The 12,272-nt window shown below is 67.0% G+C and carries 7 protein-coding genes; 4 read left to right on the top strand and 3 right to left on the bottom strand.

All coding sequences use genetic code 11. From position 1 onward, the window contains the following. Nucleotides 1-23: 23 nt before the first annotated feature. Nucleotides 24-1,352 (bottom strand): flagellar filament capping protein FliD, encoded by a 1,329-nt coding sequence (gene fliD / locus GV068_RS11480; RefSeq protein ID WP_159697509.1) that lies wholly within the window; start codon nt 1,350-1,352, stop codon nt 24-26. A gap of 67 nt (nt 1,353-1,419) precedes the next feature. Next, nucleotides 1,420-1,986 (bottom strand): YceI family protein, encoded by a 567-nt coding sequence (locus GV068_RS11475; protein WP_159697507.1) that lies wholly within the window; start codon nt 1,984-1,986, stop codon nt 1,420-1,422. Nucleotides 1,987-2,143: 157 nt separating this feature from the next. On the opposite strand from GV068_RS11475, the gene GV068_RS11470 reads away from it, so the two are divergent. Continuing rightward, on the top strand, nt 2,144-4,126 hold the full coding sequence (locus GV068_RS11470) for a TonB-dependent receptor domain-containing protein (RefSeq protein WP_201303282.1): 1,983 nt from the start codon (nt 2,144-2,146) through the stop codon (nt 4,124-4,126). Nucleotides 4,127-4,171: 45 nt separating this feature from the next. Here GV068_RS11470 and GV068_RS11465 read toward each other — a convergent pair whose 3' ends face one another. Continuing rightward, entirely contained in the window at nt 4,172-5,620 is a 1,449-nt protein-coding gene (locus GV068_RS11465; RefSeq protein ID WP_159697503.1) for a Gfo/Idh/MocA family protein, read from the bottom strand. A 446-nt stretch (nt 5,621-6,066) separates the two neighbouring features. On the opposite strand from GV068_RS11465, the gene GV068_RS11460 reads away from it, so the two are divergent. The 3 genes from GV068_RS11460 (at nt 6,067) to GV068_RS11450 (ending at nt 12,266) form a co-directional block, all read left to right on the top strand. After that, nucleotides 6,067-8,985, top strand: a complete 2,919-nt coding sequence (locus GV068_RS11460; protein ID WP_159697501.1) for a TonB-dependent receptor domain-containing protein — start codon at nt 6,067-6,069, stop codon at nt 8,983-8,985. Nucleotides 8,986-9,328: 343 nt separating this feature from the next. Then, on the top strand, nt 9,329-10,969 hold the full coding sequence (gene pelA / locus GV068_RS11455; RefSeq protein WP_201303280.1) for a pectate lyase: 1,641 nt from the start codon (nt 9,329-9,331) through the stop codon (nt 10,967-10,969). 7 nt (nt 10,970-10,976) lie between these two features. After that, on the top strand, nt 10,977-12,266 hold the full coding sequence (locus GV068_RS11450) for a DUF1593 domain-containing protein (protein WP_159697499.1): 1,290 nt from the start codon (nt 10,977-10,979) through the stop codon (nt 12,264-12,266). The last annotated feature ends 6 nt before the right edge of the window (nt 12,267-12,272 follow it).

Raw genomic sequence — 12,272 nt, 5'->3', positions numbered from 1 at the left:
GTGCAAGGCGCGGCCGCCAGGCGTCAAGCCATGAAGTCGAACAGCGACAACGGCTTGTTGCCGCTTAAGCCGAACAAGGAACTGCCGCCAGTGCCGCCCAGGCTGTACTGCTGCGCGAGCAGGACGGCCTGGCGCTGGACGATGTCGGTGACCTGCGCCTTCTGCGCGCTCAGCTTGTCCACGTGATCCTGGACGGCGCTGGCCTGGTCGGCCAGGATGCCGCCCTGGGTCAGCTGTCGCGTCGCGCTCTGTGCGAACTGCGCCGCCAGGCCGGCGCCTGGCTTGCCGACCAGGTCCGTGACCCGGTTCGGATCGGCCGCGATGGCCGCCTCCAGTTTCTTCGTGTCCAGCACCAGCTTGCCGTCCTTGCGCGTGATGCCGATGTCGGCCAGCACCTTGGGGTCGGCGGCATCGAGTACCCGGCCGATCTCGAGCCTGACCCGGGCGGGCAGGCTGTCCTGGGTAGCGTCGCCGGTCTTCAGGCCGTCCAGGCTCGCTCCCAGCGTATTGAAGGCCTCGACCAGCTGCTTGACGTTGCCGGCGACGGCAGCGGGGTCGCGCGCCAGTTTCACTTCGCTCTTGCCGATGGCGCTCAGGCTCAGAGACACCCCGGCGATGCCCTTGTCCAGGGTATTGGTCGATGAGGTGACGGCCTTGCCGTCCACGACGGCGCGCGCATCCTGGGCCGCGGCCTGCTGGCTCATGCCGCCCGCCGCGCCGCTGCCGTAGGAGAGCAGGGCGCCCAGCGCCCCGTCGCCCTCGACCGTGACGCGCATGCCGTTGGCGGCGCCCGGCTTGCCGCTCAGGTTCAGGGCAAAACCCTTGCCGTCTTCGACTAGCTTGGCATCCAGGCCGGCCTCGCGCATGGCCTTGGCAATGCCGTCCAGTGTGTTGTTGCCCTGCTCGATACGGAGCGTCACGCTGCTCGCTTCCTTGCCGCTGCCGGTTTCGATCCGGATCAGGGTGGGCGCGCCGGTGCCGATCGCCTTGTCCTTGTCCGGCAGTGCCCGCGCGACCAGGCGCTGCCCTTGGGCCAGCTGCTGGACCTCGATCGTGTGGGTGCCGGCGGCGGCGCCGGAACCGCTCAGCTGGGCGCTCGCCGCCTTGCCATCGACCTTGATCGCGGTGCCGAGGTTCTCGCCTGCCACCCCGTTGGCGCGGGCGCGGAAGGCGTCCAGCGCCAGCGCCATGCGGCCGATGGACGACAGGCGCGCGGTATCGCGGCTCAGCTGCGCATCGATGGTCTTCAGGCCTGGATGGCGTGCCAGCAGCGACTGCGTGGCCGAGGCATACAGGTCGGTCTGGCCGAGGGCGCCGGCCAGCTGGGCGGAGGAGGAGATGGAGGAGCTCATACTGGAATTATGCCCCTCCCAGGGCGCCAGTTTGTCCTCCAATTGTCGCGCCGGCAGGCGCAAAGGCTTACTGCTTGACGGCTTCGACGGCGATCGACAGGGTCACCTCGTCGCTGACATAGGGCGCGTATTTACCGTTGTTGAACTCCGAACGCTTGATCTTGGCGACTGCGTTGGCGCCGCAAGCGTCTTTCTTGAGCATCGGGTGCGGCATGCAGTGGAAGGAGCTGATCTCCAGGCGGACCGGCTTGGCGATGCCCTTGATGGTCAGGGTGCCGTCGACCGAGCTTGGCTTGTCGCCCTCGAAGTTCAGCTTGCTTGACTTGTAGGTGATGGTCGGGTACTTCTTGGTGTCGAAGAAGTCCTCGGCCTGCAGGTGCTGGTTGAATACCGGGAAGCCGGTGTTGACGCTGGTCGCGTCGATGCTGACGTCGATCGAACCGGTCTTCGCCGCGCGGTCCAGGACGATGCTGCCGCTGGTCTTGTCGAAGCGGCTGATCTGGGTCGAATAGCCGAAGTGGCTGTACTCGAAGCGCGGGAAAGTGTGCGAGCCGTCGATGACATAGGTCTCCGGCGCGGCCAGGGCAGTACTGGAGAGGGCTGCCGACAACAGGAGAAGTGCGATTTTTTTCATGCTGGGATCCTTTGGGTCGATTGAGGAACGCAGTATGCACGGATTGCACGTTGGCAAAAAACGGAAAATTTACCGGGGTATGTTCGAAATTTTCGAACATGCAGGACGCCACGGCTAACGGATAATGCCGAGCTCTCCAACTTCCGCGATGCTCTCCATGCCCAATCTCCTCGGCCCGGCCGTCCTCCTGGCCGCCGTCATGACGCCCGCCTGGGCCCAGACCACCGCTCCCGTGTCCGACCAGCCCCCGGGATCGTCCAAGGCTGGCAGCCGCGAGGCGCAGGGCAGGACCGACGAGAATGCGGTGCGCCAGGCCGAGGATGCCTTCGGCACCAGCGTCGGGCGCGAGACCATCGGCCTGTACAACGCTTCCAGCGTGCGCGGTTTTTCGCCGATCGCGGCCGGCAATGCCCGCATCGACGGCCTGTACTTCGACCAGGCCTGGGGCCTGTCGGCGCGCATCCGGCGCTCGACCACCATCCGGGTCGGCATTTCGGCCCAGGGCTATCCTTTCCCGGCGCCCACCGGCATCGTCGACTACAGCCTGCGCAAGCCGGGCGAGCAGGCCAAAGCGGCCCTGCTGGTGGGCGGCGACAGCTATGGAGCGGCCTATCTCGAGACCGACGCCGAACTGCCCTTGGCGGGACGGGTGCTGGGGCTCGGCTTCGGTGCGGCCACCGGCAGCAATGAATATCCGAACGGGACCGATTCGCGCTACCGCAATGCGGCGCTGAGCCTGCGCTGGCGTCCATCGGCGGCCTTCGAGATCGTCCCGTTCTGGAACCGGATGGAGACCTATGACGACGAGAAGGCGCCCAGCTACCTGCCGGCCGGCCCCGTCCTCCCGCCGCGCATCGAGCGGCGCCGCTTCCTTGGCCCGGACTGGGCCGACTACCGCAGCACCGGGATGAACTACGGGCTGCTGGCCAACGCGGAGGCGGGCGGCGGCTGGCTGCTGCGCGCCGGCGTGTTCCGTTCCCAGTACGAGGACCACCGCGCTTTCACCCACCTGCTCACCGGACTCACGCCGGACGGCCGCGCCAACCGCCTCCTGATCGCCGATCCGCCCTCCGGCACCGCGTCCACCAGCGGCGAACTGCGTGCAACGAGACTGATCGCGGAAGGCCCGCGCCTGCACAGCCTGCATCTTAGCCTGCGCGGGCGCGACCGCCGGCGCCACTACGATGGCTCGCAGCTGTTCGACCTTGGCCCGACTACGGTCGATGCGCCCGTCGTCCTGCCGGAGCCGGCCTATCGCTTCGGCCCGCAGACGCATGACCGCACGCGCCAGCACACGGCGGGCGTGGCCTACGAAGGACGCTGGCGCGGGGTCGGCGAGATCGGCTTCGGCCTGCAGAAGACCGATTACAGCAAGGAGCTGCACAAGCCCGGCCTGGCGCCGGCAACGGCGCAGGACAAGCCCTGGCTGTACAACGCCACCGCGGCCGTGCCGCTGGGCGAAAACCTCGTTGTCTTCGGCAGCTTCACGCGCGGGCTGGAAGAGAGCGGGGTGGCGCCCAGCAATGCGGTCAACCGCAACGAGCTGCTGCCGGCGATCCGCACCACCCAGGGCGACCTGGGCCTGCGCTATGCGCTGACGCCCGCGATCAAGCTGGTGGCCACCCTGTTCGAGCTGCGCAAGCCTTACTTCAACTTCGATGCCTCGAACCGCTATGCGCAGCTGGGCGAGGTCGAGAACCGCGGGCTGGAACTATCGCTGGCCGGCGCCTTGACGCCGCGCCTGAACCTGGTGGCTGGCGCCGTGCTATCGCGCCCGCGCGCGACCGGCGAAGGCGTCAGGCTGGGCCGGGTCGGCGAACGTCCGGTCGGTATGAGCCGGCGCAGCGTGGAACTCAACCTGGACTGGCGCACGCCCTGGCTGGACGGCCTGTCGCTGGACATGAGCGCCTCGCACAGCGGCGCCGTCACCGCCACCGTCGACAACCGGGTCGCGCTTCCCGCCCGCACCCTGGCCTCGCTCAGCGGCCGCTACCGCTTCACCCTGATGGAACGCCCGGCCTCGCTCCGGGTCGCGGTCAGCAACCTGTTCGATACCTACGGCCTGGAACTGCGCGGGGCAGGGGCCTACGATGTGATCGCCGGCAGGCTCGCCTCGGCCTATCTCTCGGTGGACTTCTAAAAAAAAAGCCAGCGCGAGCTGGCTTTTTGTTAGCGACGGCAGGAATCAGGGAATCTTGATCCGGATCGGCATCGGCACCGGCGCGCGGCGGTCCGGCATCGGCGCACGGTCCGGTGCGGTGAGACCGGTGACCAGGTCGGGCACGCGCACCGTCTGGCCGGTCTCGAAGCATTTGTTGGCGGCGATGCCGACCAGGGCTGACCAGGCGCCGGCGCGCTCGTCGGACTTGCGCATGTATTTGTCGCCCGGGTCGACGCCGAAGATTTCGTTCAGCATGACATCGTCGCCGCCGCCATGGCTGCCCTTGCCCACGATCGGCGCGATGTCGCGTGGCTGGCCGCGCATCGGGATCACGCGGATCGAGACGTTCTCGCTGCCGCTCTGCACTTTTGCCGCGCCGGCCGCGCCGCCCGATTCGACGATGCGGTGCTCGATGCGGCCCTTGGTGCCGTTGAAGGCGATGTGGTAGCCCTCCCAGGCATCATAGGCCGACAGCGCATAGTTCAGGTGCGCGCCGTTGTTGTAACGGACCATGACGTTCATGGTGTCCTCGATATTGATCTCGGGGCGCCACACGCACTGGTCGCGGAAGTAGCCGTCGTACTTCTCGTTGTCGAGGTACAGGGCCTTCAGGCCCGGGTCCGAGGCCAGGTCGAAATAGAAGCTGCACTTCTGCTTTTCCGGGCAGGTCAGGCAGCGCTCGTGCGGGCCCGACAAGCCCATGCGGCGCGCGGTTTCCGGTGTGTAGAACTGGCGCGAGCCGAAGGCATGCACGGTTTCCGGCTCGGCGCCGAGCCACCAGTTGACCAGGTCGAAGTGGTGGGTTGCCTTGTGCACCATCAGGCCGCCCGAATTGGCCTTGTTGCTGTGCCAGCGGCGGAAGTAGTCGGCGCCGTGCACGGTGTTGAGCAGCCAGGTGAAGTCGACCGAGATGACGTCGCCGATCTCGCCCGACATCAGGAGTTCCTTGACCTGGGTGCGCGGCGGCGAGTAGCGGTAGTTGAAGGTGACGCGGATGTGGCGCCCGCTGCGCTTGACGGCGTCGAGGATGCGCTGCGCCTTCTCGGCGGTGGTGGTCATCGGCTTTTCGGTGATCACGTCGCAGCCGGCATCCAGGGCGCGCACGATGTAGTCGTCGTGGCTGGCGTCGGTGGTGGTCACGATCACATACTGCGGCTTGGTCTCGCGCAGCATGCGGTCGAAGTCGGCCGCGGCATAGGCACGCGGCTGGCTGGCGCCGGTTTCGCTGATGGTCTTCACGGCGCGCGCCAGGCGGCCGGCGTTGCGATCGCAGACGGCCACTACTTCGCTCGTGTCGCGGAAGGGGCCCGTCATCGCATTGGTGAACATGCGCGCACGCGAACCCACGCCGACCACGGCATAGGTCTTGCGCGGCGTGGCCGCCCAGGCGCCGCCGGCGGCCAGCAGGCCCACCGCTCCGGCGGCCTTCAGGACCGTACGGCGATCGACTCCCCCAACATGTTTTTCGTTCATTTCGTCTGTCTCCATGCTTGTTGTATTGACCGGCTCTGGCAGACCGGTCGTTCCATCGGCGCGTGGACGGTGCGGCGCCGGCTTCGCCTATGGTGGCGTGAAGTGTCGGAATTGGCAAGACCAATTTAACGATTGGTTGGACAGAGGCTGCGGCCGTCCCGCACGCTCTCCAAGCGCTTTGCAAGCCCGTATGCATTGTTCTCAATACAACAAAAAACGACCCGGCTAGCATAATTCCGCCCCACGCAAACGTTTGACTGATGTATTGAGGGAACAATTTCCCAATTTTTTTCAACAAAGTGGACAGACCAGTTTATGATGTGGTCATATCAATTCTTGCAATGCCTTCACAGAGAGGTAGAGTTGAAGGTAAGGCGCCGGAACAGTGGCCTGACCAAAAAGAAGTGTGGTCATATCAATTCTTACAAAAACATCAAGGAGACAGAATGAACCCGTACTTTGTTCCCACCCCACGCCGTGCGGCCATCGCCACTGCGGTGAGCCTCGCGCTGTTCCAGCTCGCGGCGCAGGCGCAGGCGCAGACCTCGGACGCGCCACAGGCAGAGGCCGCTCCCCAGGCGGTGGTCGTGACCGGCTCGCTGATCCGCCGCGTCGCCGATGAAGGCACCACGCCGGTCACCACCGTGAAGGCGCAGGAGCTGGAAGCTCGCGGACACACCGAACTGAAGGACTTCGTGCTCGAACAGCCGCAGTCCCTGTCGCTCGGCACCAACTCCGGCGCGGCCGGTCCGGTGACCAACCTGCGCGGCCTCGGCCCGATGCGCACCCTGTCGCTGCTGAACGGCCGCCGCCTGGCGAACGAGCCGCTGCAGGACCAGTACATCTCGGTCAACGTGATCCCGCGCATGGCGCTCGACCGCGTCGAGACCCTGAACGGCGGCGGCGCCTCGATCTACGGCGCCGACGCGATCGGCGGCGTGCAGAACTACTGGACCAAGCGCGGCTACAAGGGCGCTTCGATCAAGGCCGAATACGCGCGCCCGGAGATGAGCGGCGGCGGCACCACCAAGAGCATCGGCGCGATCGCCGGCTGGGGCGACCTGGGCCAGGACGGCTTCAATGCCTACATCGCGGTCGACCACCAGAAGAAGGATGCGCTGTTCCAGGGCGACCGCCCGGAGCAGCATGACCCGGCCGTGCTGCGCAGCCTGGGCCTGGGCATCACTCCCGACGCGCGCAACCCGAACCCGCTGGCCAACTTCGGCTTCGCCCGCACCGCCAACTCGAATTACAACCCGAACTTCGCGACCGGCTGCTCGTCGCCGTACTCGCTGCCGACCCTGGGCAACAACAGCCTGGCCAACCCGCCGGTCTACGCGCCGGGCTGCATCCGCAATCCGCTGTTCTGGACTGCCGTCACCGACGGCAGCGAGATCACCACCGTGAGCGGCCGCGCCAGCTGGAACCTCGCGGGCGGCCACAAGATCGACCTCGACGTGCTGCACTCGGAATTCACCGTGCAGAAGTTCCGCGGCATGCAGGTGCCGGGCGCGAACAACCCCTTCACCACCTACTCGCTGACGTCCACCAGCAAGTTCTATCCGGGCAAGGGCATCACGCCGGTGCCAAAGGTCGTGGGCAGCAATACCGGCGCGAACACGCCGACCGCCTACATCGACGCGACCCGTACCCCGGGCACCGTCAGTGACCTGAACCTGAACAACCGCACCATCTACTTCCAGTGGGGCCCGGGCGAACTCGGACCGGCCTACCGCAACGACGAGCAGTCCAACGACCGCATCGTGCTGTCGGCCGAAGGCAACGTGGCGGGCTGGGACTACCGCGCCGGCCTGAACTACGGCCAGTCCAAGCGCGACACCCGCGTCGGCGAAGGCTACATCCTGTACTCGAAGGCCCAGGAAGGCTTCGACAAGGGCATCCTGAACCCGTTCGGCCCGCAGGACGCGGCAGGCATCGAATACCTGCGCAGCATCCAGGCCGAGGACTATACCTACCGCCTGAACAAGGCCTTCAACAAGAGCGTCGACCTGACCGTGACCAAGCCGGTGTGGGAACTGGGCGGCGGCGACCTGGTGCTGGCGATTTCGGGCGAACTGCGCGAAGACTCGGCGCGCACCTTCAATGCACCGCTGGATTATGTGCTGAAGAAGGCCGACGGCAGCTACAACATCGACGCCGCCGGCAACGTGGTGCAGACCGACCTGATCGGCGAACTGCCGCAGGGCGTGGCCAAGAAGCTCAAGCGCCAGATTTCCTCGCTGGTGCTGGAAGCCGATGCGCCGATCACCAAGACCTTCACCGTCAACGGTTCGGTGCGCGCCGACCACTACGACGACCTGAAACAGACCACCGTGAACCCGGCGCTCGCGACCCGCTGGACCCCGAACGACATGCTGCTGGTGCGCGCCTCGGTGTCGAGCGGCTTCCGCGCCCCGTCGATCATGGACATCCAGAACCCGACGCCGGAAGTGCGCACCCAGGTGATGGACGACCCGCAGCTGTGCCGCAGCTCGCAGCCGCTGGTCGCCGGCACCGGCACCCCGTCCGCGGGCTACACCGCCGACCAGGTCTGCAACGTGCTGACCTCGTACTGGACCAAGTCGCCGAACAACACCTTCCTCAAGCCTGAAAAGTCGCGCGGCTTCAACATCGGTTTCGGCCTGGAGCCGATCAAGAACCTGTCGATGACCGTCGACTACTGGGGCCTGAAGATCAAGGACGTGCTGGGCGCGGTGTCGATCGCCGAGATCCAGCAGAATCCGGACAAGTACACCGACTTCATCCTGCGTCGTGCGGACGGCACCATCGACCACATCGTGGCGAGCCAGGCCAACCGCGGCCAGACCCGCATCCGCGGCGCCGACCTGTCGGCCAGCTACCGCTTCCCGAAGACCAGTTTCGGCACCTTCGACACCAAGCTGGATGCGACCTGGTACCACAAGTACGAGTTCCAGAGCGAGCGTAACGGCCCGTGGCTGAGCAACGTCGGCATCATCACCAACGACGGCCGCTTCGGCAGCGCCGGTCCGAACTCGGGCCTGGCCGGCATGCCGCAGGTGAACCCGCGCTGGAAGTACACCGCCCAGGTAACCTACAGCCTGGGGGACTGGAAGACGACCCTGTCGCAGCGCTTCAATACCGGGTTGACCGACCTGACCCCGCGCGCCGGTTCCACCCTGACCGAAGTCGAGTCGTATAGCCAGTTCAACCTGAACGTGCGCTACACCGGGATCAAGAACACCACGATCTCGCTGGGTGTGAACAACATCACGGAAGAATGGCCACCGCTGACCGCCAACACGATCTACAGCGGCGGCTACCTGACCAGCCTTGCCGACATGATGGGCCGCGTCTACCGCGCGTCCGTCGAGTACAAGTTCTAAACGACCTCGCGGACTGAACACAGGCGGAGCCCCGGCTCCGCCTGTTTTTTTGGGGCATCCCGCAAAACCGAAGAAAGTCTGTCGTGCGACATCTAACCGTATCGATCGGCGCGCTGTGCCTGTCCCTTCCCGCCATCACCCAGGCGGCGGTACTGGGCGCCATGACGCCGGCCCAGCCACTGAGCGAGACCCGCATCGCGGCGCTGCCAGCGGCCGAGCGCGCCCAGTGGACCGGCTACCTGACGCGTTCGCGCGCCTTGATGGAGGCCGACAAGGCTGCCCTGGCGGCGGAGCGCGCCGACCCGGCGGCCGCGGCCGGCCGCATGCGACTGGGGATGGCGGGATGCCGCTGCGAAAACCCGCCGCCTGGTACGGGACGCCCGAGGCGCTGCGGGTGGCCGACACCATTCTCAGCTTCCAGACACCGGCCGGCGGCTGGGGCAAGAATGCCGACCGCAGCGGCCCGCCGCGCCGCCCGGGCGAGTCCTGGTCGCCGCCGGAAGGCGCGCAGCGCAAGGATTCCTGGAGCTATGTCGGCACCATCGACAACGGCGCCACCACCACCGAGATGCGCTTCCTGGCGCTGGTCGCGGCGCAGCTGGGCGACCGGGGCGACGTCTACCGCGCGGCCTTCCTCAAGGGCCTGCGCTACCTCCTGAACGCGCAGTACCCGAACGGCGGCTTCCCCCAGATTTATCCGCTGCAGGGCGGCTATCACGATGCAGTGACCCTGAATGACGATGCCATGGTGAGAGTCCTGGACCTCATGCTGGACATCGGCGAAGGGCGCAGCGTTTATGGTTTCGTGCCGCCCGCGCTCAAGCAGGAAACGCAGGGCGCGCTGCGGCGCGCTAGCGCGATGCTGGTGGCCACCCAGCAGGCCAGCGGCGCCAAGCGCACTGGATGGGGACAGCAGTACGACGTCCTGAGCCTGGAGCTGGCAGGCGCGCGCAACTTCGAGCCCGCGGCCCTGGCAAGCAGCGAGAGCGCGGGCGTGCTGATGTTCCTGATGCGTCTGCCCGATCCCGCGCCTGACGTGCGCGACGCCGTGCATGCGGGCGTGGCCTGGCTGCGCGCTGCCGCGCTGCGCGACCTCGCCTGGACCGGCGGCGGTGCTGCCGGCAGGCGCCTGCAGCCGGCGCCGGGTGCGCCCGCCCTGTGGTCGCGCTACTACGATGCGCGCACAGGCAAACCGGTGTTCGGCGACCGCGACCGCAGCATCCATGACGACGTGAGCGAGATCGACGTCGAACGCCGCAACGGCTACGCCTGGTACGGCAGCGTTCCGGAGAAGGCGCTGGCGCGCTACGCCGCCTGGTCGCAGCCGATCAAACCGGTGCGCGTGATCCTGGTCGGTGATTCGACCATGGCGCCGAACGGCGGCTATGGCGACGCCCTGTGCCGGCGCCTGGCGCCGCGCGTCGCCTGCCTCAACAAGGGCCGCGCCGGCCGCAGCACCAGCAGCTACCGTGCCGAAGGCTATTGGGAAGAAATCCGCGGCCTGCTGGAGGAGAATCGCGACTTCAGCCAGACCTATGTCCTGATCCAGTTCGGCCACAACGACCAACCGGGCAAACCGGGGCGCTCGACCGACCTGAAGACCGAGTTCCCGGCGAACATGGGACGCTACGCCGATGAAGCCGTGGCCACGGGCGCGGTGCCGGTCATGGTCACGCCGCTGGCGCGCCGCACCTTCGAGAACGGCAAGCTGGCCGACACCCTGGCGCCCTGGGCCGCAGCCACCCGCGCGGTCGCCAGCGAGCGCCGGCTGCCGCTGGTCGACTTGCACACCGCGAGCATGACGGCCTTCGCCGCGCTGGGCGAGGCCGAGTCCACCACGCTGGGCCCTCCGCCGAAAACGGATGCCAAGGGCCCCGATTTGACCCACCTGAACGAGAAGGGCGCGGAAATCGTGGCGCCTATCGTGCTGCGCGAATTTACCGGCGCGGTTCCAGCCCTGTCTTTACCACCAATGCAAAGGTAAGCCCGCCATGAACCGCCGCCGCCTGCTTGCCCTGCTTGCCATGTCGCTGCCGCTGTCCGCCGCCGCGTTCGCGCCAGCGGCGGGAGTCAAGCCCCGCGTGATCGTCTCCACCGACATCGGCGGCACCGACTTCGACGACTTCCAGTCGCTGGTCCACCTGCTGCTGTACGCCGACATGATCGAGCTGGAAGGCCTGATCGCCTCGCCCTGGGGCGAGGGACGTGAGCGCAAGCGCCACCTGCTCAGCATCATCGATGCCTACGAAAAGGATTATCCGAACCTGAAGACCTGGTCGCAGGACTATCCGACCCCGGCCCGTTTGCGCAGCATCTCGAAGCAGGGCGGCCTGGACCTGTCCCCGCCGCCGGGTTGGGGCAGGCCGACCGAAGGCTCGAACTGGATTGTCGAGCGCGCCCGCCATGGGGATGCGCGTCCGCTCTGGGTGCTGCTGTGGGGTGGATTCGACGACCTGGCCCAGGCCCTGCACGATGCGCCGGACATCAAGCCGAAGCTGCGCGTCTACATGATCGGCGGTCCGAACAAGAAGTGGTCGAACGCGGCCTACGACTACCTGATGCGCGAGCATCCCGAGCTCTGGGTCATCGAAAACAACTCGACCTACCGCGGCTGGTTCGGCGGTGGCGACCAGTCGGGCGATCTTGGCAACGCGGCTTTCGTGGAGCGCCACGTCAAGGGCAGCACGCTGGGCGACTACTTCGCCGGCATCGCCCCGAAGATCAAGATGGGCGACACGCCTTCGCTGGCCTATGTGATGGGGGTGAACTCGGAGAATCCGGCAGCGGGCGGCTGGGGCGGCAGTTTCGTGCGCGCCTGGGACCGGCCGCGCCTCGTGTTCGACGCGGCGCCCTCCGCCTCCGACATGGTCGAGACCTTCGCCATCATGGAGCTGGTGTACCGTCCCATCGGTGAGGCGCCGGTTGCGCCGCGCGCCGCCCTCATCGTCGACAAGCAGGCCTTCCCCGGGTTTGCGCGGGCCGACGGCGGCTGGTATTTCCTGTTCTCGCCCAAGGAGGAGAAGCGCTGGACCTACCGCATCGAGAGCAACCATCCGGGACTGGATGGCCAGACCGGCGCCTTCACCTCGCGCAATCCGGCGCCCAAACTGGCGCGCCGGCCCTCAAACAGATACCCGAACTGGTGGACCGATGATCCCGATCCGCGCCTGAGCGAAGGACAGTTCCAGGGCGCGAAGACGGTCAGCCGCTGGCGCGAAGCCTACCTGCGCGATTTCGCGGCGCGCCTGCGCCGTGCACAGGCGCCGGCGCCCGCACGATGAAGGTGC

The organism is Massilia sp. 9I (assembly GCF_902506415.1).
Lineage (GTDB): Bacteria > Pseudomonadota > Gammaproteobacteria > Burkholderiales > Burkholderiaceae_D > Telluria.
This window is presented reverse-complemented; position numbering and strand designations above follow the sequence as displayed.

What these genes read in the sequence shown, in the direction of transcription:
- fliD (WP_159697509.1), bottom strand. Translation starts at nt 1,352, where the DNA reads ATGAGCTCCTCCATCTCCTCCTCCGCCCAGCTGGCCGGCGCCCTCGGC.
- GV068_RS11475 (WP_159697507.1), bottom strand. Translation starts at nt 1,986, where the DNA reads ATGAAAAAAATCGCACTTCTCCTGTTGTCGGCAGCCCTCTCCAGTACT.
- GV068_RS11470 (WP_201303282.1), top strand. Translation starts at nt 2,144, where the DNA reads ATGCCCAATCTCCTCGGCCCGGCCGTCCTCCTGGCCGCCGTCATGACG.
- GV068_RS11465 (WP_159697503.1), bottom strand. Translation starts at nt 5,620, where the DNA reads ATGAACGAAAAACATGTTGGGGGAGTCGATCGCCGTACGGTCCTGAAG.
- GV068_RS11460 (WP_159697501.1), top strand. Translation starts at nt 6,067, where the DNA reads ATGAACCCGTACTTTGTTCCCACCCCACGCCGTGCGGCCATCGCCACT.
- pelA (WP_201303280.1), top strand. Translation starts at nt 9,329, where the DNA reads ATGCCGCTGCGAAAACCCGCCGCCTGGTACGGGACGCCCGAGGCGCTG.
- GV068_RS11450 (WP_159697499.1), top strand. Translation starts at nt 10,977, where the DNA reads ATGAACCGCCGCCGCCTGCTTGCCCTGCTTGCCATGTCGCTGCCGCTG.